Source organism: Leptospira terpstrae serovar Hualin str. LT 11-33 = ATCC 700639 (assembly GCF_000332495.1).
GTDB lineage: Bacteria > Spirochaetota > Leptospiria > Leptospirales > Leptospiraceae > Leptospira_A > Leptospira_A terpstrae.
Window position 1 is genome coordinate 921,601 of sequence record NZ_AOGW02000010.1, and the last position, 22,676, is coordinate 944,276.

At 39.3% G+C, this 22,676-nt stretch carries 22 protein-coding genes; 1 reads left to right on the forward strand and 21 read right to left on the reverse strand.

The features are described 5' to 3' along the window. Positions 1-15 precede the first annotated feature (15 nt). From LEP1GSC203_RS12800 to LEP1GSC203_RS12860, 13 genes are all read right to left on the reverse strand, one after another. A complete protein-coding gene (locus LEP1GSC203_RS12800) occupies positions 16-549 on the reverse strand; it encodes a cupin domain-containing protein (RefSeq protein ID WP_002973612.1) in 534 nt (177 codons plus the stop codon). A 93-nt stretch (positions 550-642) separates the two neighbouring features. Then, entirely contained in the window at positions 643-2,085 is a 1,443-nt protein-coding gene (locus tag LEP1GSC203_RS12805) for an NADH-quinone oxidoreductase subunit N (protein WP_002973605.1), read from the reverse strand. 3 nt (positions 2,086-2,088) lie between these two features. Beyond that, positions 2,089-3,828, reverse strand: a complete 1,740-nt coding sequence (locus tag LEP1GSC203_RS12810; RefSeq protein ID WP_002973588.1) for a complex I subunit 4 family protein — start codon at positions 3,826-3,828, stop codon at positions 2,089-2,091. Between the two features lies 1 nt (position 3,829). Then, entirely contained in the window at positions 3,830-5,758 is a 1,929-nt protein-coding gene (gene nuoL / locus LEP1GSC203_RS12815) for an NADH-quinone oxidoreductase subunit L (protein WP_002974514.1), read from the reverse strand. Between the two features lie 4 nt (positions 5,759-5,762). Beyond that, complete coding sequence (gene nuoK, locus LEP1GSC203_RS12820) at positions 5,763-6,083, reverse strand: NADH-quinone oxidoreductase subunit NuoK (RefSeq protein WP_002974388.1); 321 nt, start codon at positions 6,081-6,083, stop codon at positions 5,763-5,765. After that, a complete protein-coding gene (locus LEP1GSC203_RS12825) occupies positions 6,080-6,697 on the reverse strand; it encodes an NADH-quinone oxidoreductase subunit J family protein (protein ID WP_002974489.1) in 618 nt (205 codons plus the stop codon). Before LEP1GSC203_RS12825 ends, nuoK begins: the two co-directional genes overlap by 4 nt. Continuing rightward, positions 6,676-7,746: an NADH-quinone oxidoreductase subunit NuoH gene (gene nuoH, locus LEP1GSC203_RS12830; RefSeq protein ID WP_002973618.1), complete on the reverse strand. Its 1,071-nt coding sequence runs from the start codon at positions 7,744-7,746 to the stop codon at positions 6,676-6,678. Before nuoH ends, LEP1GSC203_RS12825 begins: the two co-directional genes overlap by 22 nt. A gap of 16 nt (positions 7,747-7,762) precedes the next feature. Then, positions 7,763-9,034: an NADH-quinone oxidoreductase subunit NuoF gene (gene nuoF, locus LEP1GSC203_RS12835; RefSeq protein ID WP_002973795.1), complete on the reverse strand. Its 1,272-nt coding sequence runs from the start codon at positions 9,032-9,034 to the stop codon at positions 7,763-7,765. A gap of 1 nt (position 9,035) precedes the next feature. Beyond that, positions 9,036-9,524 (reverse strand): NADH-quinone oxidoreductase subunit NuoE family protein, encoded by a 489-nt coding sequence (locus tag LEP1GSC203_RS12840; RefSeq protein WP_002973725.1) that lies wholly within the window; start codon positions 9,522-9,524, stop codon positions 9,036-9,038. Then, a complete protein-coding gene (locus tag LEP1GSC203_RS12845) occupies positions 9,524-10,744 on the reverse strand; it encodes an NADH-quinone oxidoreductase subunit D (protein WP_198008573.1) in 1,221 nt (406 codons plus the stop codon). Before LEP1GSC203_RS12845 ends, LEP1GSC203_RS12840 begins: the two co-directional genes overlap by 1 nt. 16 nt (positions 10,745-10,760) lie before the next feature. Then, entirely contained in the window at positions 10,761-11,282 is a 522-nt protein-coding gene (locus tag LEP1GSC203_RS12850; protein ID WP_002973961.1) for an NADH-quinone oxidoreductase subunit C, read from the reverse strand. Beyond that, complete coding sequence (locus LEP1GSC203_RS12855; protein WP_002974150.1) at positions 11,279-11,839, reverse strand: NADH-quinone oxidoreductase subunit B; 561 nt, start codon at positions 11,837-11,839, stop codon at positions 11,279-11,281. Before LEP1GSC203_RS12855 ends, LEP1GSC203_RS12850 begins: the two co-directional genes overlap by 4 nt. Further along, complete coding sequence (locus tag LEP1GSC203_RS12860) at positions 11,830-12,207, reverse strand: NADH-quinone oxidoreductase subunit A (RefSeq protein ID WP_039937993.1); 378 nt, start codon at positions 12,205-12,207, stop codon at positions 11,830-11,832. The genes LEP1GSC203_RS12855 and LEP1GSC203_RS12860 overlap by 10 nt, the downstream gene beginning before the upstream one ends. A 401-nt stretch (positions 12,208-12,608) precedes the next feature. On the opposite strand from LEP1GSC203_RS12860, the gene LEP1GSC203_RS12865 reads away from it, so the two are divergent. After that, positions 12,609-14,999, forward strand: coding sequence for a GAF domain-containing SpoIIE family protein phosphatase (locus LEP1GSC203_RS12865; protein ID WP_002973957.1), 2,391 nt, complete (start codon positions 12,609-12,611; stop codon positions 14,997-14,999). Between the two features lie 14 nt (positions 15,000-15,013). On the opposite strand, the gene LEP1GSC203_RS12870 is transcribed toward LEP1GSC203_RS12865, so the two are convergent. Genes LEP1GSC203_RS12870 through LEP1GSC203_RS12905 form a run of 8 tightly spaced genes read right to left on the reverse strand, consistent with a single transcriptional unit; the run spans position 15,014 to position 22,671 of the window. Beyond that, positions 15,014-16,273, reverse strand: a complete 1,260-nt coding sequence (locus LEP1GSC203_RS12870; RefSeq protein WP_002974244.1) for a replication-associated recombination protein A — start codon at positions 16,271-16,273, stop codon at positions 15,014-15,016. A 1-nt stretch (position 16,274) separates the two neighbouring features. Then, on the reverse strand, positions 16,275-16,496 hold the full coding sequence (locus LEP1GSC203_RS12875) for a hypothetical protein (RefSeq protein ID WP_002974217.1): 222 nt from the start codon (positions 16,494-16,496) through the stop codon (positions 16,275-16,277). Further along, positions 16,497-17,081 (reverse strand): YqaA family protein, encoded by a 585-nt coding sequence (locus LEP1GSC203_RS12880; RefSeq protein WP_002973561.1) that lies wholly within the window; start codon positions 17,079-17,081, stop codon positions 16,497-16,499. It lies immediately after the preceding gene. Between the two features lie 52 nt (positions 17,082-17,133). Continuing rightward, positions 17,134-17,700 carry an aminoacyl-tRNA hydrolase gene (gene pth / locus LEP1GSC203_RS12885; RefSeq protein ID WP_002973677.1) on the reverse strand — a complete coding sequence of 189 codons (567 nt, stop codon included), beginning with the start codon at positions 17,698-17,700 and terminating at the stop codon, positions 17,134-17,136. Then, the gene (gene cimA / locus LEP1GSC203_RS12890; RefSeq protein WP_039937832.1) at positions 17,697-19,232 is read right to left on the reverse strand and encodes a (R)-citramalate synthase CimA; all 1,536 of its coding nucleotides are present in this window, start codon (positions 19,230-19,232) and stop codon (positions 17,697-17,699) included. Before cimA ends, pth begins: the two co-directional genes overlap by 4 nt. Continuing rightward, positions 19,229-19,504 carry a Smr/MutS family protein gene (locus LEP1GSC203_RS12895; RefSeq protein ID WP_002973894.1) on the reverse strand — a complete coding sequence of 92 codons (276 nt, stop codon included), beginning with the start codon at positions 19,502-19,504 and terminating at the stop codon, positions 19,229-19,231. The genes cimA and LEP1GSC203_RS12895 overlap by 4 nt, the downstream gene beginning before the upstream one ends. A gap of 21 nt (positions 19,505-19,525) precedes the next feature. After that, entirely contained in the window at positions 19,526-19,942 is a 417-nt protein-coding gene (locus tag LEP1GSC203_RS12900; RefSeq protein ID WP_002974436.1) for a response regulator, read from the reverse strand. Further along, complete coding sequence (locus LEP1GSC203_RS12905) at positions 19,939-22,671, reverse strand: sensor histidine kinase (RefSeq protein ID WP_002974116.1); 2,733 nt, start codon at positions 22,669-22,671, stop codon at positions 19,939-19,941. The genes LEP1GSC203_RS12900 and LEP1GSC203_RS12905 overlap by 4 nt, the downstream gene beginning before the upstream one ends. Between the last annotated feature and the right edge of the window lie 5 nt (positions 22,672-22,676).

Here is a 22,676-nt window from a genome sequence, read left to right on the forward strand (position 1 = left end):
AACAAAAACTTTGTATTAGGCGTTAATCAAAACTTTAGACTCGTCTACGTAGACGGGAGTCCAACCTGAATTGTCTTTGAAGTAACGAACTGCTTTGATTCTTAAATTTTTGTCGAGAGTAAACCAGTGGTTGGTATTGGCAGGGATGGAAAGGAAATCTCCCTTACTGACATGAACTTCAAATCTCTCTCCATCGATAATAAATCCAAAAATTCCACTGCCATCAATGATATAACGCACTTCTTCATCCGTATGGATATGAAGTTTATCAAACTTTGCTAACATATCCTGAATTCCAGGAACTTCATCATGAAGGACCACGAGATCATTGGCCTTATAGCCATGTTCTTTTTTCAATTGGTCAAATCGGTATTCTAATCCAGAAAGGACTTCGTTTTTTTCGGCATCGTTTAGGCCCTTTTGTCCGAGGATCAAATCCAAAGACTCTGGTGTTTTATAGAATTCATACACAAGTCCCTTGGAAACAAGGAACGCCTTGATCGCATCTGCATCTTGGAGAGTTTCTGTCTTTCTTTGAATGGTTGCCATATGAAATTACCTACTTATGGACTACCCTCTAGATCCCGGCAAATGGATCAATCTGTTTTTCGCTATCCTGGAACTATTTCTGCTATAGCAGATTTATATTAAGGCACCTGGCTGGAAGAAGAGCCAACCCACGGTAAAAAACAAACTAAGTAAAAATACCAGAAATCCTAAGGTCGGCATCGCGGGAAGATCCCGAACCCCAGCCACGGAACCTGTTTCCTGTTTCATATAGGATTGGATCGTGATTTTCATGTAGTAATAAAACGCCACACAGGAGTTTGCTACAGCCCCAAAGAGGAGAATCCTGTTGAATAACAAATCCGATTCTGCAATCTTTTGCAAAAGGAAAAGTTTGGTCCAAAATCCAATGAGGGGAGGAAAACCGGCAAAGGATAAAAAGATAATCGAAAGTGAAAGTGCCGTTAGCGGGTGTTCGCCACTCAAATGAGCAATTCCATTGACAGTCACTTCATGTTTCCCCTGTTCTAAATAGGAGATAATGGCAAAGGCAGCTAAATTCAAAAGTGAATAAGAAAAGAGGTAATACAATGCCTCAAGGCCAGCCCCACAGGTGATTCCGGCTACAATATAACCAGCATGGGATATTGAAGAATAGGCTAACATCCGTTTGAGATTCTCTTGTTTTAGAGCTACAATGTTTCCCCAAGTCATGGAAACCAAAGCAATGACACCCATGAGGTATTGCCATGAGTTTCCCATTTCACCCAAAGGGATATGGTTGAATAAAACGATAAAAAGCCCAAGAGCCGAAGCTTTACCTGCACTTGCCATAAAACCAGTGATAGGTGTTTGTGCTCCTTCATATACATCAGGTGTCCAGGAGTGAAAAGGAACAAGAGCAGCCTTAAATGAAACTCCCACTAAAAAGAGTCCAAATCCTAATTTAGAAAAATTGGACTCATACCCTTTTAAAAAAAGTCCTCGAAGGGCACTATCTAAGTTAGTTGTACCGGATCCTCCGTATAAAAAAGCAATTCCAAGTAACATAAACCCAGAGCTAAAGGTTCCGAGTAAAAAATACTTCATTGCACTTTCTAAAGAGGAAACAGAAGTTCTCGCCATTCCAATCATTATATAAAGGCAAAGCGAAAGAATTTCTAAACCCACAAAGATGACGATGAAATCATATCCTGAAGTTAAAAACATCATTCCAGATAAACAAAAAAGTAAAAGAGGAAAAAACTCTGGAAATAAGGTTTTATGCTGCGATAAAAAGGGAGGAGCAATGAGAAGAGTGATGAGCCCAGCGATCAAATAGATTCCACTAAGCCATACAGTCAAAGGACTGATCGATATTTGTGATCCAAAAAACTTACCGTAACCTGGAGAGCTAGTCGTATGATACAAAGCATACATAGCGCCAAGAATTCCGAGAACAGAAAGAACCCATAAGGGTTTAGAGTCTTCTTCTTTTGGAACAAGGAACTGAACTACAAGAGATAGTAAAGCCACTCCGCAAAGAATGAGCATGGGAGAAATTGCGATTAGGTCATTGGAAGAAGGAGTATATGACATGGGTTAGTTTCCTATTGACTCTTTCGGTGTTGGTTCCAATTCAAAATCAGACTCAATGGATTTTTCCAAATTGTCTAAATTTTCATTCAAATTTGGTGGATTTGTTTTTAAGGAAACAAATGAAGGAAGTGCATATTTCGATTGGAAAGGTCCAAGTCTTTCTTCAAATGAAAGTGGTTCTTTTCCCAAACTAGAATAATCAGAAAATTGCCTAGTCGCTGTTCCACCAAGAAAATCTTTTTGGCTGTCTTTTCTTTCTGCAATGGACTGAATCGAAGCAGAATTCAAATAAACATTTGATGAGGATTGTAAAATTTCTAAAAAAGGTTTTGGATAGATTCCAATCCAAAAGATAAAAACAACGAGAGGGGAAAGAATCCCTACTTCACGAAAACTTAAATCTTTGTATGGTTTTGCTTGGATGGTTTTACTTACACCGAACAAGAATCGTTTCACAAACCAGAGAAGATAGAGGGCACCAAGGACTACTCCTGTGGCAGCGATTCCACCTAACCAAACATTGGATTTAATTGCTCCCATAAGGATCAGAAACTCACCTACAAATCCATTGGTTCCAGGAAGGCCAACGGAAGACAAAACTGCGATGAGAAAGAAAGTGGAAAACACAGGCATTTGTTTGGCAAGCCCACCAAACTCAGCAATGTTTCTAGTATGAGCTCTTTCATAGACCATACCAATCATAAGAAAGATCATACCCGTGGAAACACCATGGGATACCATCTGTAACATTCCACCCACAACACCTTCATTTGTGAAAGAGAAGAGTCCCAAAATACAAAAACCTAAATGGGATAAAGAACTATAGGCTATGATTCGTTTGATATCTGTTTGGACAAGAGCTGCCATGGAACCATAAACAATACCAATGACAGAAAGGATTTGAATCCAATTTTGTGAGAACAAACTTTGTTCTGGAAAAAAAGGAATACAAAAGCGAATGAAACCATAAGCTCCAATCTTAAGTAATACTCCTGCCAAGTCTACCGAACCAACAGTAGGTGCTTGGGTGTGGACATCGGGCATCCAAGTATGAAAAGGAAAAAGAGGAATTTTTATCGCAAAAGCCAAAAAGAAACTAAAAAACAAAAACCATTGCAAGGGTTCCGAATAGAGGCCAAGACTTGCTGTCGCTAAGGATTCGATTGACGTTTTTCCCGTTTTGAAGTAAAGGGTGAGAATCCCACCTAACATAAACAGTGAGCCGGCCATGGAGAATAAAAAGTATTTGAGAGCAGCTTTCGTTCTTTCTTCCCCACCCCAAATTCCAATCATAAGGACCATCGGTAAAACCATTAGTTCCCAAAATACATAATAAAGAACCAAGTTGCCAGAAGCAAAAACTCCAAGAACTGCAGTTTCTAATACAAGAAGGCAAATATGAAACTCTTTGATTTTTTTCGGAATATTCGACCAAGAGGCGATACTCGAAAGAAAGAACATAAAAGCAGTGAGTGCAAAAAGTAAAAGGGAGATACCATCAAGTCCCACATGGTAATCCACACTGAGTTTCCCAGATAAAATCCAATCGGGAATCCAATGGACAAATTGTAATCCTGACTGGAAAGGATCAAAAAAGAAAAACAGTCCCACAGAAAGAATGGTTGTGAATGCAGAAGAAAGAGCAGAAATCACTACCACAGTCCCTACTCGTTTCTGGAATACGATGAGTAGTGAGGATACAATCGGTAAGAAGATAATAATTGAAAGAATTTGTTCCGGCATCTTACACCCCCCTCGTTAATAAATACACTAAAATACAGAATGTACCAATGACTACATACAATGCATAATCACCAATAAAACCTGATTGGAGACGGCGAAGGCCATTGGCAATGATACCAAAACTTCCTCCGATACCTAAGAAAAATCGATCGATTACTTTGATATCCACAAAGAAAGCAACCCCCCTGGAAAGAAAAAGAAAGGGGCGAACAAAAACAAAATCATAGATTTCATCGATATAGTATTTATGAAATAGAATCTTACGAAATCCAGTGTGGTCTTCGGAAACTGGGGATCCTTTTCTTTGGTAAAGAAAATAAGCAAGGATAAGTCCAACAGTTCCAATGGCTACAGAAAAACCAGCAAGGGAAAGTTCCACTTCGTGTATTAAAGATTTATGATCGGCAAGGCTTCCCTGCTCTGATGCCAATTCATACCCTTTGTTCAATACAGGAGCAAAAAATCTTTCTAAAGTATCAATATGTAAAAAGAAGTGAGGAGTTTGTAAAAACCCAACAAATACCGCACCCAGTGCTAAAACAACTAAAGGTAAAGTCATAGTCCAAGGAGATTCATGAACTTTGTGGTGTGGGTCCGTATTGTCTTTACCAAAGAATACAACGAATACTAGACGGAACATATAAAACGAAGTAAAAAAGGCAGCTACAATTCCCATAGTCCAAAGGATAGAACCATAGGCTCCATAAGTGTAAGCTTTTTCTAAAATCAAATCTTTGGAGAAAAATCCAGAGAAAGGAAAAAAACCGGCAATGGCTAAGGTTCCTAGTAAAAAAGTAAAGGAAGTGATTTTGATTTTACCAAAGAGCCCACCCATGTGTTTGATATTCTGCTCATGGTGAAGTGCATGAATCACAGAACCAGCACCCAAAAATAACAATGCTTTGAAGAAGGCATGGGTCATTAAATGAAATAAACCCGCTACATAACTCATACTTCCCATTGCAAGAAACATAAAACCAAGTTGTGAAACCGTCGAGTATGCCAGGATCTTTTTGATATCGTTTTGTAAAGTACCAATCGTTGCTGCAAATAGCGCTGTTATCGCACCAATGATAGCAATAAAAAGTGAAGTCTCTGGTGCGAGTAAAAATACAAAATTGAGTCTTGCGATTAGAAAAATCCCGGCAGTCACCATGGTTGCCGCATGGATCAGAGCCGACACTGGTGTAGGACCAGCCATTGCATCCGGAAGCCATACATAAAGTGGGATCTGAGCCGATTTTCCCATGGCAGCAATAAAGAAAAACAAGGCCACAATATTAGCGTAATTTGCAAACTCACTCATCTCACTTAAGTTAGTTTGTAATTGTAGGTATTGTAAACTTCCACCAATCCAAAAAAGAAATCCGGTTCCCAAAATAAAACCAACATCTCCAATTCGGTTAAGGATGAATGCCTTCATACCAGCTTCTGCCGCCGAACTCTTGTCATAGTCAAACCCAATGAGTAAGTAAGAAGAAAGCCCTACTCCTTCCCAACCAAGAAAGGTAAGCACTAAGTTATCACTGAGTACGAGGTTTAACATACAAAAAATGAATAAATTCAAATAAGCAAAAAATCGGTTGTATCCCAAGTTCCCTTTCATATAACCCATCGAATACAAGTGGATGAGAGACCCAATGCCGGTAATGATGAGAGTCATATAAAGAGAGAGTTGGTCGATTTGGTATCCAAAAGAAGATTTAAAATTTCCAACAACGATCCAATCAAAAACTGGAACCAAATGGGGGGCAGTTCTTTCCATTGGTCGGAATTCGTTAAACGCACCTAAGGTGATAAGGAATGGCAGAAATACCGCCAAAGTTCCAATGGAGCCTGCAAACCGATGAGGAATTCGATCCTTCAACAGACCATTATGCAAAAAACCAAGGAGAGGAAGAAGAACAACTAACGGAAATAAATCTAACATAGGATTACCATCTCATCGATTGGAGTTCATCCACATTGGTGGATTTTTTATGCCGAAAAATGGCAATGACAAGTGCAAGTCCAACCGCTGCCTCAGCCGCAGCAATTGCCATTACAAAGAATACAATCGTTTCACCAGAAATATGGGAAAGAGCTTTTGAAAATGTAACAAACACTAAATTTACCGAATTTAGAATCAGTTCCACAGACATAAAAATGATTACAATGTTTCTGCGAATGAGGACACCGAGAACCCCAATGGAAAACAATATTCCAGCAAGTCCAAGGATATAGGAAATGGGGATGCCGTTTACGAATTGGTTCATAGGACTGTATCCTTAGTTTGTTCTACTTCCGTTAATCGTTTTTTGGCGAGGATCACCGCACCAAGGACTGCCACAAGTAAGAGTATGGAGATCATTTCAAAAGGGAGAATATAATCTAAATAAGTGGAGGCACCAACTGTTGCCACATTCCCTTTCGCATTCACAGTGCCTGTTCCTTGGATGGGATAGGAATACTCAGTGAGTGCATATCCCTTTCCCATTTGGTCCGAATGAGGGACACCTGTGGTAAGAGCCGAATACAATAAAAAGAAAAAACCAAAAGCAAATATTGAAAGTAAAACCAAACGAATGGGGTGTTTTCTGTAACGCGATAAGGTTTCTGCTCTTTGTGATAGTAACATCAAAACAAAAACAATTAACACCATAATGGCACCTGCATACACTAACACCTGCATGGTGGCAATGAAAAGGGCTCCCATAATCCCATAAATCCCCGCAAGGGCAAAGAAGGTAAAGACAAGGGAAACCGCAGACACAACTGGATTTTTTTGGAAAACAACACTAAGCGCTGTAATCACAGTGACCGTTCCAAAAAAGATAAATAATAAAAAGGATGGGGAAGATTCTAGGTTCATATAAATAATTTCATCCATCCTTCTTTCCAATATACCGTATAAATTGCTGCAAACATAACAGCAAATAGGCCCCAAGGAATCATCTTCTTCCAACCCAGTTTCATGAGTTGGTCATAACGAAAACGCGGAAGAGTCCAACGAACCCAAATAAATAGAAAGGCAAAAAATAAAACTTTCAAAATGAAAAAGCCAAGTCCAATAAAAGCTTGGTAATGGGAACCCGCACCTAGATGGAAAGGAACATTGTATCCGCCAAAAAAAAGTAAGGTGGTAAGGCAAGACATGGTAATCATGTTCATATACTCAGCCAAAAAGAAGAGGGCAAACTTAAAGGCACCATATTCCGTATGAAAACCCACAACCAGTTCTGATTCGGCTTCCGCTAAATCAAAAGGAAGGCGATTGGTTTCTGCAAACATAGCAGTCACATATATAAAAAAGGCTACAAAACCTGGTGGAGACAAAATGTTCCACATATCTTTTTGAGAATCACTAATGTCTGTTAATTTTAATGACCCAGTCATAATGACAATCACAACTATGGAAAGGCCCATCGGAAGTTCGTAACTAATCATTTGCGCTGTAGAACGAACCCCACCTAACAATGAATATTTATTATTACTTGACCAACCTGCAATCATTATCCCATACACAGATAAGGAAGAAATTGCCAACATATACAAAACACCGGAATCGGGATTGGCTATTTGTAAATCTATTGTAGCCACACCTGTCAGTGCCGTGAGCCATTCGGGTGCAGGAAGAGTTCCACCAAAAGGAATCACAGCCCAGGCCATAATGGCACAAGTCATCGAGATTGTGGGAGCCAAAAGATACATACCCTTGGAGACATTTTTAGGGAAAATTTCTTCTTTTGCGATGAATTTGATTCCATCGGCAAGAGGTTGGAATAGTCCAAATATTCCGGCTCGGTTGGGACCAGGACGATCCTGAATGAATCCAGCAAACTTCCGTTCGGCGAGAGTATAATAAGCCACACCGGTTAGGATTACAAAAAATAATGAGAGGATTTTAATTCCCCAAGCAAGTAATAGAGCCCAGTCCATAATGTTTCGGTGACCTTTAGTGAGAGACGCTCACTTCCTTTTTCAATCGAGCCGAGAACTCTCCTTTAAACTTTGTCATGGTTGGTCGAACAGCCATCACACATGCATCTGCTAACGGACAAATGGTGGTTCCACCTTCCATATTTCTAGACAAAGAAAAAATGAGTTCTACATCTTTTTCAGTTCCTTCTCCAGTTTTGATTTTATGGAGAAGGTCTTTCACCCAATGTGTACCTTCACGGCAAGGTGTACATTGGCCGCAAGATTCATGAGAATAAAATTCTGCCAAACGGTATGTCGTTTCCACAAGATCTGCAACTTCAGAAAGAATAATCACAGCACCGGAACCTAACATCGATTTTAAAGAAGCAATCGATTCATAATCCATAGTGGCTGACATTGCTTCTTCGGCAGTGAGAATAGGAGAAGAACTTCCTCCGGGAATCACTGCTTTTAAAGTTTTATCATTTTTAATTCCACCACAAATATCATAAATGAGTTCCTTCATAGGAGTTCCCATTTCTACTTCATAAATTCCTGGCTTTTTCACATGTCCACTGACAGCAAATAGTCTAGTTCCTGGCGATTTTTCTGTTCCAATCTTTTTGTATTCTTCACCCGTCATACGGATGATATGCGGAACGTTACAAAACGTTTCCACATTGTTCACCACTGTGGGGCAAGAATATAGACCGGAAACTGCTGGGAAGGGAGGTTTGAGGCGTGGATGGCCCCTCCTACCCTCAAGGGAATTGATTAGAGCCGATTCTTCCCCACAGATATAAGCACCCGCTCCGGAATACACCGCCAAATCAAAGTCATACCCGAGACCCATGATATTTTTACCAAGAAGACCTGCTTTGTAAGCTTCTTCCACAGCCTCTTCCACCACACGAATCCCTTTATGGAATTCACCACGGATATAAATGTACCCTTGGTGGGAATCAATTGCTTTGGCAGCAATGACCATCCCTTCGATAAGCATATGAGGGAGTTTTTCAATCAAGAGTCGGTCTTTGAATGTTCCCGGTTCTCCTTCATCTCCGTTACAAATTAAATACTTAGGTTTGTCTGTTTTGGGAATGAATCCCCATTTGTTTCCTGTGGGAAATCCAGCTCCACCACGGCCACGAAGACCTGAGTTTTTTACATCGTTTACAATTTGTTCGGCGGTCATCTCAGAGAGAGCTTTTTTTTGGCTTTCATACCCTCCGACAGTGCGGTAATGGTTTAAGGTATGGGAATCAGGGGCACCAATATGAGTTGTGAGTAAGTTCTTTAGTCCCATTTTATACCTGCTTATCCAATTCAGCGAGAATGTTTTCTATGATCTCTGGAGTTAGGTTTTCATAATATTTATCATTGATTTGAGCCACTGGCCCAAACCCACAAGCACCGAGGCACTGCACTTCATCCACAGTGTATTTTTTGTCAGAAGTAGTTTCTCCTGCTTCAATTCCTAATTTAGAACAAACATGTTCCGTGATGGAATCAGAACCCGAAAGATAACAGGAGATGTTTCCACAGATTTGAATATGAAACTTCCCTACGGGTTTTTTATTGTACATGGTATAAAAGGTAGCAACACCATGCACTTGTGCGAGAGATACGGGAGCTCCGATTCTTTCGGCAATGTAAGACATTCCTTCTTGATCCACAAAACCTTTGTCAGCTTGTAATAAAAAAAGACATGGCAAAATTAACGAACGTTTACTCGGGAACTGCGGGATCAACCTTTGGAATCGTTTTTCGGAATCTTGTGAAAATTGGTAAGCCATTAACAATCTAACTCCCCTGCAATCACATTGAGTGAAGACATAGTGGCAATGGTATCAGCAAGTAAACCACCCTTAACAAGCTCAGGAAAAGCTTGGTAATACCAAAAACAAGGGCGTCTTACATGCACTCGCCAAGGAGATTTTTCCCCTTCGGATACAACATAAAATCCCAATTCGCCATTGGCAGCTTCCGTTGCCATATAGTATTCCCCGGGAGGCACCTTCACTCCATGCATAATGATTTTAAAATGGTATATGAGTTCTTCCATATTATGATACACCTTGTCCTTTGGTGGGAGAAAGGTGTGTGGAACATCAGCGTGGTATGGGCCTTCAGGAATTCCATCGATCAGTTGTTCGATGATTTTCATCGACTGGCGCATTTCTTCCATACGAACTAGAGTGCGGTCTAAGGCAGATCCGTCCCCACCTACGGGAATGTCAAAATCCACTTGATCATAAAACATATAAGGATCATCTTTTCGAACGTCCCAAGGAACTCCTGCAGCCCTAAGGTTCGGTCCAGAAAATCCATATGCGATAGCTCTTTCCGCAGAAAGCCCGCCAATTCCGGCAGTTCTTTCATTGAAAATTTTATTGCGAATGAGAAGTTCTTCAAATTCATCTAAGGCAGGTTTTAAACCTTTGATAATAGTTTTGATTTCCGATTGGAATTCAGGATAGATGTCTCTTTCCATTCCACCCACACGACAAAAGGTTGTAGTGAGCCTAGCGCCTGTTAGCTTTTCTAAAATTTGGTAAATGTTTTCTCTATGGTGAAATAAATGCAAAAGTCCAGAAAACGCCCCTAAGTCCACACCCATAATTCCGTTGCAGATGATATGATCCATGATCCTAGAAAGTTCCGAAATGATCATTCGGACATAGGTAACACGATCCGGAACTTGGATTTGCATCATCTTTTCTACGGTAAGGATCCAACCAATATTATTAAGCGGAGTGGATACATAATTCATTCGATCCGTACAAACTAGGAACTGATTGTAATCATAACGTTCGCCTAATTTTTCAAAACAACGATGGACATAACCAATGACTGATTCTGTATCAACGACTCGTTCTCCATCAATTTGAATTACGTTTTGTAAAATTCCGTGAGTGGCAGGATGGCTTGGACCAAGATTGACAAGAAGGTGACCTTCCGGTAGGTCTTTGAATTTTTTGCCAAAGTGTTCGGCTGTTTTTTCGTACATTACCATAATGATTCCTTACCGCCTAACCGGTAATATCCTCGCTCACATGAATGGTGAGTAAGTCTTCAATGAGATAATCTTGACCGGGACCCTCTAAAGGATAGTCCTTACGAAGAGGATGGCCGACGAAGTTATCAGGCATAATGAGGCGTTCCAACTGTGGATGATTGGAAAAGGGAATTCCCATCAAGTCATACACTTCTCTTTCAGGCCAATTGGCCGCAGGAAAAATTTCAGCTAAACTAGGAACCTCTTCCCCTTCGCCCACAGGAACTCGGAGTTGCAAACGGAAGTGTTTGTTTTTCGGAGAACGAAGTAAATACACCACTTCGAATCTAGGTTCGCGTTTTCCAAGCCAGTCGATAGAAGTTAGGTCATTTAAATAAGTGAAGGCAAATTCCGGATGATCCTTTAATGCTTGTACAACGGTAGGGAGTGCTTCCTTTTGAATGCTAAAATAAAGTAAATTAGTGTTTATGTCCCTTTGCGGGAGTAATACATCAGAAAACCGAGAGTTTATGTATTCAGTAATGGTATCTTTCATGCGACTACGAGAGGTTTATTGCGTTCGTTAATTTCTTCGATTTTTCTCATGACTTCTTGGCGTCTTGCTTCCAATCCTTGGCCTTGCACTTTCTTTTGAAGTTTCACAAGAGCATCGAGAAGAGCTTCTGGTCTAGGAGGGCAACCAGGAACATAAACATCCACAGGAAGAATTCGGTCCACACCTTGTAACACACCATAGGTGTGAAACATTCCACCGGAAGAGGCACAAGCACCCACAGAGATCACAAATTTTGGTTCCGCTAATTGATCGTATATCTGGCGTAATACGGGAGCCATTTTATAAGTAATGGTTCCGAGTACCAAAATCATATCTGCTTGGCGGGGAGAAAAGGAAGGTCGTTCCGCACCAAAACGAGCAATATCATAATCGGAACAAGAAGTGCTCATGTATTCAATTCCGCAACAAGCTGTTGCGAAAGGATAAGGCCATAAAGAAAAACTTTGTCCCCATTGGACTACATTGTCGAGTGTTGCGACTTGGAACATATCGCCAAACATCTCTCCCGGTTTGGATAATGTTTCTGTTAATCCCATTCCAGTGCTCCTTTTTTCCATATATAGTATAGACCGACAACAAGTATGAGTAAAAAGAAAAACATCTCTAGTAAGAAGAAGGTTCCAAGACCAGCTTCTTTAAAAGTGATTAAGTTCACTGCCCATGGATATAAAAAGACCGCTTCAATATCGAAGAGAATGAAAAGGACGGCAACAAGATAGAACTTAATGTTGAAGAGTCCCCTGGCATCACCGTAATACGTTACCCCACATTCAAAGGTGTCTTGAGGTTTCGATTTTTTCTTCGGATTGATGAGGAAGGCAAGGGTCAAGATCAGAGCGGAGAAGCCGACTCCGAGCAAAAGTTGTAGAAGGATTGGCGCGAAACTATCTGGTGCAGAACCCATTCCTTGAATGATCTCATCCTTATTTTGAATTGTCAAGGCGAGATTCTTTTCGAACCATTTTTCTCATTCAATGCGTAATAAATCATTAAATTGAGAATGGCTCTCAAAGATTGACCCACGATTTTCTGGACTCTAATTCCACCCTATTTCTAAAACAAAAGTTCAGGATCAAAATGATAGTTTTGGGAAATGGATTTTGGTAGAAAAAGAAACTCGATGTAAAAAGAAACTCAAGTGATTACTTCCCGGGTTGAATTCCCCGTAACCCATACCCCTTTCTTAGAATCTTTGCCATTTACATAAGCAAATATACGTTATAGCGAATTATTCGTCTGTAATAGCGAATTTGATCTTGCCTGCGCAGAAACAAAATCCTCCCCTATTCAGAAAGGAGTCAGGCTATGTTTACAGAAACGAGACCCAGTTACAACCCCTACGAAATTTCAAGAGAGTCCCATGAGATTTTAGAGTCACTCTCTTCTGTCGTTTTATCTCCTGCATCCGGCGATTTTTTTCAAACCCGAGTGTTTCGGCTCGCTCATGTGTTCCACCTATCAACCGTTTGGATCGCAGAATGGAAAAAAGAAACCTCGCAGTTTCAAACTCATGCTTTGGTTCATTTGGGAGAACTTTCGGCACCAAAATCCTATAATGGTAAAATTGCACCTTGTTCTGAGGTGATAGAATCAAAATCCTTTTTTCATACAATCAGCCTTGAAGATCGGTATCCGGGATTCGAATCTGTTTTATCTGTCAAAGGCAGTCACTATTTAGGTTATCCTTTGAAATCTAGATCAGGAGAAATCATTGGTGTCATTGCCATTCTCAATCGAAAACCAATTCCACATATCGATCGAGTGATTCGAATCTTAGAGTTACTTTCTGTAAGAACAGCTCAAGAATTAGAAAGACGAAAGTCAGATACTTACATTTCCCATGCTATAGAATCAGTCTATGCTCTCAGTCATTCCTTAAAAGAAATTCATAGATTAACAACTTCTCATTTCGAATCCATCGAAGATTTATTTTCAGGTTATCTCAAAACGGGTTTACAGTTATTCCATTTCCCTTTGGGGATCATAAGCCAAACCAACCAAGACAAATATAAAATTCTAAAAGTGGAAGGAGATTCAAAAGGAATCAAAAAAGGAGATTCATTTCGAATTGTTGATACATTTTTTTCGAAAGCAAACCAAACAAAAAAAACAGTATTTTATGAAGATATATTTTCTTCAGAAGAGAACCTTCAAAAAACTCCATTTTTCAAAGAGTATGGATTAGTTAAGTCAATTGAAGTTCCCATACTCATTGATGGAAAAGTAGAAGGATCTATTGGTTTTTTCTCAGAAGAAGTGGGAGGTATCCCGATCGAAAATCATTTTATCGAAGTGATTGAAGTGATGAGCCGAAGTATTGCCTATGAGATTGAAAAAAGAGAAGCTGCGGAAGAACTCAAAAAAATTAAACTCCACCAGGATGGAGATTATTATTTAACTTCTCTCCTTGTGAAACCTTTAGGAGGAACTACGATTGAAAGTTCCAATGTAAAAATCGAGTTTTTAACCAAACAGAAGAAAGAATTTTCTTTTCAAGGAAAACAAGGAGAAATTGGAGGAGACCTTTCTGTAGCACATACAATCCTATTACGAGAAAAAAAACATACAGTCTTTATCAATGCGGATGCGATGGGTAAATCTCTCCAAGGTGCCGCAGGGGCTTTGGTTTTGGGAGCAGTATTTCGGTCCATTATCGAAAGGACAAAAAACAGAGAAGAATACCAAATCAAATACCCCGAACAATGGTTACGTGAAGTATTCGATGAATTAAACAAAACCTTTGAAAGTTTTGATTATACGATGCTTGTTTCACTCATTCTTGGTTTGGTGGAAGATGAGTCCGGTTTATTGTATTTTGTCAATGCAGAACATCCCCATATCATATTATACAGAGATGGAATTGCAAGTTTTATCAAAACTAAATACAGTTACCTAAAAATTGGGGCTACCCTTCCCCAAGAAAGATTTGCGATCAATATTTTCCAACTACAGAAAGGAGATGTGCTCTTTGGTGGGTCTGACGGCAAAGATGATATCTTAGTACACGGAGCTTGCAGTGGAGAACATTTTCTTAATACTGACGAAAAATTATTTTTAGAACATGTAAGAAGAAGAGAAGGAAATCTTTCGGGTATTGTTCGCTCCATCCAACAAACAGGAGAACTCACTGACGATTTATCCCTTTTTCGATTGGAGTATAATCCAGAATCTGAGACGGAAGAAAAAACAGCCTCGACCCAAGATGGTTTAGAACAAATAACAAAATTCAAACAAGAGATCAGAAAGGGGAATTTGATAGCAGCCCAAACTCTTTTGGAAAGTGCATATGAACTAAACGACAGGAATTTGGAAGTTTTGCAAAGTTTGGTGAAATTTCGAATAACAAATAAAGAATACGAACAAGCCGTAAAGTACGGTGAAGAGTATTTATCTTTAAAAGCAGATAGCAACCACATCCTATTGTCACTTTCTTTTGCTTATCAAAAGTTAGGAAAAATTAATAAAGCAATCGAATATTCGGAAAGGCTCATCCTCCGCGAACCGCAACATCTAAAGAATACAACCCATTTGGCTGTTTTGTATGGCAAAAAAGGTGACTTTGAAAAAGCCAAAGAATTTTTAAACTTTGCCATCGAATCCACAAATGACAAGGAACAGTTAGAAAAATTAGAAAAGTATCTATCAAGAATAGAACATGTGCATGCGAAACAAAAAAGTAAATATCAATTAGAATGAGTAACGTTCCTAATTTATTTTTTATCACCCCAATGTTTTCGCAACTGGTCCTTTAGATTCTTTTCCATACCTTGGTTTGTTGGTTCATAAAACTCGGGAGGGTTTGGATAAAAGGAATCAGGAAAGTATTTTTCTCGAACAAAATGATCCGGAAAATCATGGGGATACTGATAATCTTTTCCAGCTCCTTCATTTTTATGAGTAGCAGTAGGAGCATTACGCAAATGGTTTGGAATTTGGAATTCTCTTTTTCTTTCCCTAACCATTTGTAATGCTTTATCAATAGCCAAATAACTAGCATTAGACTTAGGTGCTGAGGCAAGGAAAGTAGTACATTGGCTCAAAGGAATTCGTCCTTCCGGCATCCCGACTCTTTCCACTGCTTGCCAAGTGGCAATAGCAAGAGGAAGTGCGTGAACACTGGCATTTCCAATATCTTCACTGGCAAAAATCACAAGCCTTCTCGCGATAAAAAGTGGGTCTTCCCCACCTTCGATCATCAGTGCTAAATAAAAAATGGCTGCATCAGGATCACTTCCTCGAAGGGATTTGATAAATGCTGAGATAATATCATAATGGCTTTCGCTATTTTTATCATAAAAAATAACATTTTCACCCAAAATTTCAGCTAACTTAGATTCGGTGATTTTTTCGGTATCGTTAGTTGCATTCAGAATACGTTCTAAATATCCGAGAAGTTTTCTCGCATCCCCAGAACTTCTACGAAAGAGTTCTTTTTTTAAATCTTCAGGGAAAGTTTGTTTGTGGTTTAATTTTGTTAGACAAGATTCAAAAATATAGTTTTCCTCGGCTTCGGATAGAGAAGTGAGTCGGTAAACAAGCATTCTCGATAGAAGAGCTTTATTCACACGAAAACTAGGATTTTCTGTGGTTGCAGCAATGAGAATGATCTCACCTTCCTCTACTGCAGAAAGAAGTGCATCTTGTTGTGAGGAAGAAAACCTATGGATCTCATCTAAAAACAGAACGATGGTTCCGCGTCTCTTGGCTTCGTCTAAAACCTCTCTCACTTCTTTTAAACCACTGGTCACACAACTCAAATACCGTTTTTCCAAACTCCAAGATTGAGTTAGTAAATGTGCAAGCGTTGTTTTTCCAGATCCTGGTGGGCCGTAGAACAGAATAGAGGTGGGTTTTGGAATGGATTTGAGAGATTGTACGACTTGGGTTTGTCCCACAAACTCTGACCAATTTTTGGGTCGCACCGCATGGGCTAAAGGGACTTGTTTGTTTTGAGAAAAAAGGGAATCCAATTTATCTTTTTTCCATTTCTTTTTTTACCGCCATATAACAATTGTATATGGTTTCATTACAAACATCACAACCAGAATTACAACAAATGAGTGACCTCTCAGATACTTTTCCATCCACCAAATTTTTAACGAAGGCAGCCGTGCGGTCAGGTAAAAAGAAAAATCGAACTTTTTCTAAAATGATTTCGTCAACAGGTTTTGGAAACAAACGTTCTTCTGACATCTATCCTCCAGTAATCCATCCTAAATACATTGCATAAAAATAAACAGTGACTCTAACAAACCGAAAGAGAGAACCTAACAAAAACAAAGTATAACGCATCTTAAAGGTTCCCACTGTGTAAGCCATCCATGAATAAGGAATGGGTGTGAGAGCACTTAAAACTACAGCTCCAAAACCATACTTTCGAAGATATGGGAGGAGTTTGTCTTCATAATGCAAAACCATCTGTCTTCCTAAATGAAATTTGGGGATGAGATACAAACCGGTAAAATAGGCGAGAGTACCGCCGATGATACTTCCCAAGGACATGGAAAGGATGGTGAAAAGTGGATCCATCTCACCCGTGATCGCTAACATAAGAAAGGCGTCGGGAGGTACAAAGGCAGGAAGACTATCCGAAAGGATCATGCCGAAAAAAAGTCCCCAATATCCAAAAATTCGGACAAAGTGTTCGCTAAACCCAAGGAGTTCTTTGCGGAAAAAAAATGCCAATCCAAAAACAATGACAAGAACTATGACTATGGAAAGAATAGTTTGGTAAATAAGGCTACGTAGGTTGATGGGAGTTTCTTTTTCTTTAATCATAAAATAAAATTTTAGTTCCTATTTACCTATACTAACAAGGAAAAGATAAAACTTATCCTCCATTCTCTTTACGAATGAGATTCCGGTTGGTTCTGATCCAATCTTCTGTTTTGGAAATGGATTCTTTGATGAGTGAATCCAAATGATTCTTTTCTTCTGAATTGAAGTTTTGTAATACAAAATCTGCCACTTCCATTCCCCCTTTTTCTGGTTTTCCTACCCCGAATCGCAACCGGTGAAAATCTTGTGATCCTAGTTTTGCGACTATATCTTTTAGTCCATTGTGGCCGGCAGTTCCGCCCCCAATTTTATTTTTTATTTTCCCAAAGGGTAGATCCACTTCGTCTTGGATGACCAGTATCTGGGTAGGAGGGATTTTATACAAATTGGCAAGGGTTTGAGTGGATTTTCCAGAAAGATTCATAAACTCTAAAGGTTTCAGAAGGTGTACTTTGTCCCCTTCCCATGTATGCGTTGTCTCTAAATACTTTTTTGAATCTTTAAACGAAACACCAAAACTCGAAGCCAAAGCATCTAAGATCATAAAACCAATGTTATGGCGAGTATTCTTGTATTTATCCCCTGGATTTCCAAGGCCCACTATGAGAAAATGAATCATACGTTTCCGAGTAAAATATGTAACAATCGTTCTGTGGCTTTTACTGCAGCCACTTGTTGGTCAGAATCAATTCCAATGGTACGAATGGGATGAGTATCACCATCTCCTTTCCAGGTAATCACAGTTTCCACAAGGGCATTGGTATTCCCACCAGGAGGAATCCTCACTTCATAGTCATAAAGTTTAGGAATTTGGATATTTAATTCTTTTAGAATTTTACCAAGAGCATTCATAAAAGCGTCATAACCACCATCGCCTTCTCCATTCGCTTCATAAAATTTTCCTTGGTAGTTGACTTTTACTTCTGCCTTGGGTTTGACACCGAGCCCACTAGTCACAGTACAAGTTTCGATACGAAAACTAGCTTCTAAATTTTCGCCAGTGATATCAGAGATGATATAAGGAAGGTCTTCTTTAGTAACCGTTTTGTTTTGGTCACCTAGTTCAATGACTCGTTCTAAAACTTTTTTTTCAATTTCTGGAGAAAGAACCATTCCCAGTTGTTTTAAATTTTCAGTGATGCTTGCTTTCCCAGCTAACTTACCTAATGCGTAGACTCTGGCTCTACCAAACCTTTCTGGTAAAATTGGATTGGCATATAAATTTCCTTTTTTATCGCCATCGGCATGAACCCCTGCGGTTTGCGTAAAAACATCTTCTCCCACAATGGGACGATTATCAGAGATTCTTTTGCCGGAAAAAATCTCAACAAGTCTAGATGCATTTGTGATTTCTCTTTCTACAACGGAAGTTCTGAATTTTGTTTTGTCATGTAATGCAGTGACCACAGCTTCTAGAGGTGAATTTCCAGCCCTTTCCCCCAGTCCATTAACAGCGACATGAAGGCCACGAGCTCCTGCTTCTACTGCTTCCAAACAATTGGCAACAGCTAAATCATAATCGTTGTGACCATGAAACTCAAACCATAATTTCGGGAACTCTTTCACTAGATCTGTAATGGATGTTCGCACTTCCAATGGAGAAAGTACTCCAAGTGTATCTGCTAGATAAAATTTACTTACAGGGAATTTGGATACTACACCTAAGTATTCTAAAACGTAATCTCGTGAATGTAAATAGCCATTGGACCAATCTTCCATATAAACATTCACTGTAATTCCAGAAGCCGTTGCATTCTCTACAGTCTTTTGGATGTCTAAAAAATGTTCGGCAGGAGTTTTTCGTAACTGATTGGTTAGGTGATTCAGGGAACCCTTTGTCAAAAGGTTAAGGACTTTAACACCTGTTCCTTTCATCCATTCTACAGTTTTATCAATATCGACAAATCCCAAAATTTCGATGCGATCCAAAAGACCTTCAGATTTAGACCATTCTACAATTTTTTTGACTGCTTCAAATTCACCAGGTGAAACACGAGCACTGGCAATTTCCACACGATTGGTTTTTAAATCTTTTAATAGATGTTTGGTGATATTTAATTTTTGCTGCCAAGAAAAAGAAACACCATTGGTCTGTTCCCCGTCTCGCAACGTGACGTCCAGGATTTCTATAGAAGAGTTAGATTCAGTCATGATTTCAATCGGTTGATGTATTCTTTGGACGGAGCGAGAATTTCCACAATCGTACTGCCCGGGTTGGACCGAAACATCGGATCGGTCTCTACTAATTTCAGAAAATCGCAAGTCGCTACATAGTCAATCGCCATTCGCCGGAGAATTCCTTCTCCAATTCCATGTAAAATTTCCACATAGGATTCCCCGTCCATAAAGGCATCATGGAGTTCTCGTTCTAGTTTGATACGAGCTTCTTCGAATCGGAGTTTTCGGATGTAGATGGTACGCACCTTACGTCCAGAAAATGGGACTTAGGTCAAATTGCAACAGAAACGAACTGCATCGAGCAATTCCCTGGTGTTCCAGGGTTTGGAAAAAATGGCATAAGTTTTAGCCTCTTCCTTCACTCGGTTGATGGCATCACGATCCGCATGACCGGAAATTAGAATGGATTTGATATGAGGGTATTTTTGATGGACTTGGATGAGGAATTCATCCCCACGCATTCCAGGCATCAGCCAATCAGAAAGAATGAGAATCACTTCCACTCCCGATTGGCAAAGATCATCGATGACTTCCATAGCTTCTTCGGGATTTTGTGCGGTTTCGTACGTAAAACTGCCACCAATCTCCCGTTTTAGTTCTTGTACGAGGGAAAGAAGAAGGATCGGTTCATCATCAACACATAGGATTGCGTTTTTCTCATGTTGTACTTGCGTAATGTTCAATCTCTTTCCCCTTCTATTACCTTTGGCAAATACACTCTAAACTCAGTCCCCAAGTCATCTGACGTGAATTCGATTGTACCCTTCATTTTTTCTACGATTTGTTTACAAATGTCAAGCCCAAGCCCAATCCCTTCGCCATGTTTTTTTGTAGTAAAAAAAGGTAAAAAGATCTTATCGTGTATCTCAGGAGCAATTCCTTTTCCTGTATCCTGAATGGAAGTGATTACAGTATCTGCATTCGAAGTGACTGTAATTTTTAATTTTCCGCGAAAGTCCATTGCTTGTAATGCATTGTTTATGAGATTAATCCAAACTTGGTTCAGTTTGTCCCTTTCCGCCAAACAATAGTCAGATGTAGAATAAGATTTTATGATTTCAACATCGTTCTTTATTTTCGATTGGTATAAAGTAAGGATAGAATCCATTTCTGTAGGAATATGAACATTTTGAAATTTTGTTTCTGTTTCTAGCCGATCCGTATGCAAATAGTGTTTCAAAGCATTTACCACATGAGATGCTTTGTCAGTGGCCGTTTGCACCACATAAACCAATCGATATAAACTGCCGAGAATCAAAACATTTTGTAAAATAATTCCAGACCTTGGCTTCTTTAGGATCGTTAGAAGTGGTTCATCTAATTGTAAAATGCCTAAGGAAGTTAAATCTTCTATGATTTCTTCCGGGTTTTCTACTTGGTGTGAGTTTAAAATTCCCATTCGTTCTTTTTTTTCTGCACGATTGAGTAATCCGGAATTGCGAGAACCAAAAGCTAATCCCAAATGTAAAAAATAACGAAAGTCTTCTCTCTCTGAAGCATCCAATGATTCTAAAAATGCAGGTAAGTCGATGATGTCATTTTTTAAGATCTCAGACATAGCGCGAACGCTAGAAGTAATAGCACCTAGGGGAGTATTGAGTTCATGAGTAATACCTGCGGCAAATTGACCAAGGGCAGCCAATTTTTCACTCATCAAAAGTTGAGTTTGAGTTTTATGCAAATCGATTAGAATTTTTTCTTTCGTTTCAATCATTTCCACTAGACTTCGATTACTCTCAATTAACGCTTCCGTCCTTTGGCCAATTTTTTCCTCTAAATTAGAATTGGTTTCCATCACCAAACGTTGGCTTTCTTCTACTCGTTCAAAACTCTGTTTGAGCTCTGATGACATAAAACGAAAGGCTTCTGAAAGATCTTTAAGTTCTGCGATCATACTTTCGTCTACGGGATAATTCCAATCACCTTTTGCGAATGATTTGGAAGCTTTGGCAAAGGAGAGAACTGGTCTTGTCACAAACTCAGCAAGAACAGCAGCTAAGATCAAACTGAGGAGGATTGCCCAAGCAAAAACCATCGCTGATTCACTGTTTCCCGTAATGACTCCGCTCAAATAAAATGAATAAGGAAACAAAGTGATAAGATACGTTTTTTCTTTGATTGTGGGGTGAGTGTAAATGGTGACCATTGCATTCCAGTTCTCACGCGAAAGAGGTCTTTTTGTCACAATGGCAAAACTAAACTTCTTTTCAGTTGTATTGATTTCGTTACCTAACTTCTTAAGTTCCACTCGCACTGTTTCTAACAATCTCGATTTGCCAAGTTCAGTAGAAAGGGATGCTAATGGATTCAAATGTTCATCGAGTAAAAATACCCTTCCTTGATCATTGACTTTAGAAACATCCAATACTTTTCCTAAGCCTTTTGAATCAAAATAAGATTTGTTAGTTGGTGGAATCGATATTAAATACTGATCTAAACTAAGGCTAATATTTTTTGACCATTGTCTATGTAACACTTCCACCATTTGAAATGCAGAGTTTTCAGCATTCTTAAGAGTAACATAGGCGGTGATACCAACAAGGATCAAAACCAAACAAACAAAAGGTGTAACTATAAATAACTGCAAAGAAATTCCTGTTCTTGGTTCTAAGTCAAGTTCGGAATGGTTCCATTCGCTTGGTCCCGACTTCCAGATGGTTTGAGGATCGGAAAGAGTGACTTCTTTGACTTGGCCGGGGACTTCTGCCCAAAATAATCCAAACCTTCTCACAAGAGGAAAGGTGACAAACATGGCAAACGGAGCCAAAATCCAAGTGAGGCCTGTTGTGAACAATAATGCAGAGCTGATTGTATGGTATGAGATTTCTGCACCAAACTGTTCGGAACATATATAACCCCATAAAAAAGGTTCGAGTAGTAAAAAGATCAGCACGAATAAAAAATAATAAACCCAAATCCGAAAATTACGAAAGTCAGGTCGCTTCCCAATCATTTGATAGGAGAGCCAAAACAAACTGGGGTTAATAAAGTAACCGGGTAACCAGTCCCATAAAAATTCGGGTGGCACACCTTCTATTAAATCAGAAAGTCCATAAGCAAAAGGAACTGCAAGTAAAGCCGGATATCCAAAAAAATTCAAACATAGAAAAACAGAGAGATCCTTTAGACTTTCTAATGTTTGTGCTCCCGGAATCAGAACGATAGAACTTCCTAAATATCCCGTGAGAAAAATTGAAACAAAGGTAATGAGAAACCAATAAAAACTAGTGAGATTCCAATTCCAAACTTCTCTAGAAATCCGGAAAGTTTTTCCATTCCGAAACGTAAAACCAGTAAAAGCGAATATAGAAATAATGGAACCTAGTAAAAAGGAGAACCGACCCCAGACCTCTAAAATAGGCAATGGGATGTTGGAAACTAGGTGCTCTATCCAAACAATAATTTCCGCCATAGCCC

What these genes read in the sequence shown, in the direction of transcription:
- nuoL (WP_002974514.1), bottom strand. Translation starts at nt 5,758, where the DNA reads ATGTTAGATTTATTTCCGTTAGTTGTTCTTCTTCCTCTCCTTGGTTTT.
- cimA (WP_039937832.1), bottom strand. Translation starts at nt 19,232, where the DNA reads ATGACTGAATCTAACTCTTCTATAGAAATCCTGGACGTCACGTTGCGA.
- LEP1GSC203_RS12825 (WP_002974489.1), bottom strand. Translation starts at nt 6,697, where the DNA reads ATGGATGAAATTATTTATATGAACCTAGAATCTTCCCCATCCTTTTTA.
- LEP1GSC203_RS12905 (WP_002974116.1), bottom strand. Translation starts at nt 22,671, where the DNA reads ATGGCGGAAATTATTGTTTGGATAGAGCACCTAGTTTCCAACATCCCA.
- LEP1GSC203_RS12800 (WP_002973612.1), bottom strand. Translation starts at nt 549, where the DNA reads ATGGCAACCATTCAAAGAAAGACAGAAACTCTCCAAGATGCAGATGCG.
- LEP1GSC203_RS12855 (WP_002974150.1), bottom strand. Translation starts at nt 11,839, where the DNA reads ATGGGATTAACAGAAACATTATCCAAACCGGGAGAGATGTTTGGCGAT.
- nuoK (WP_002974388.1), bottom strand. Translation starts at nt 6,083, where the DNA reads ATGAACCAATTCGTAAACGGCATCCCCATTTCCTATATCCTTGGACTT.
- LEP1GSC203_RS12840 (WP_002973725.1), bottom strand. Translation starts at nt 9,524, where the DNA reads ATGGCTTACCAATTTTCACAAGATTCCGAAAAACGATTCCAAAGGTTG.
- LEP1GSC203_RS12850 (WP_002973961.1), bottom strand. Translation starts at nt 11,282, where the DNA reads ATGAAAGATACCATTACTGAATACATAAACTCTCGGTTTTCTGATGTA.
- LEP1GSC203_RS12810 (WP_002973588.1), bottom strand. Translation starts at nt 3,828, where the DNA reads ATGCCGGAACAAATTCTTTCAATTATTATCTTCTTACCGATTGTATCC.
- LEP1GSC203_RS12875 (WP_002974217.1), bottom strand. Translation starts at nt 16,496, where the DNA reads ATGTCAGAAGAACGTTTGTTTCCAAAACCTGTTGACGAAATCATTTTA.
- nuoF (WP_002973795.1), bottom strand. Translation starts at nt 9,034, where the DNA reads ATGGGACTAAAGAACTTACTCACAACTCATATTGGTGCCCCTGATTCC.
- pth (WP_002973677.1), bottom strand. Translation starts at nt 17,700, where the DNA reads ATGATTCATTTTCTCATAGTGGGCCTTGGAAATCCAGGGGATAAATAC.
- LEP1GSC203_RS12860 (WP_039937993.1), bottom strand. Translation starts at nt 12,207, where the DNA reads ATGGGTTCTGCACCAGATAGTTTCGCGCCAATCCTTCTACAACTTTTG.
- LEP1GSC203_RS12880 (WP_002973561.1), bottom strand. Translation starts at nt 17,081, where the DNA reads ATGATTAAAGAAAAAGAAACTCCCATCAACCTACGTAGCCTTATTTAC.
- LEP1GSC203_RS12845 (WP_198008573.1), bottom strand. Translation starts at nt 10,744, where the DNA reads ATGGTAATGTACGAAAAAACAGCCGAACACTTTGGCAAAAAATTCAAA.
- LEP1GSC203_RS12805 (WP_002973605.1), bottom strand. Translation starts at nt 2,085, where the DNA reads ATGTCATATACTCCTTCTTCCAATGACCTAATCGCAATTTCTCCCATG.
- LEP1GSC203_RS12865 (WP_002973957.1), top strand. Translation starts at nt 12,609, where the DNA reads ATGTTTACAGAAACGAGACCCAGTTACAACCCCTACGAAATTTCAAGA.
- nuoH (WP_002973618.1), bottom strand. Translation starts at nt 7,746, where the DNA reads ATGGACTGGGCTCTATTACTTGCTTGGGGAATTAAAATCCTCTCATTA.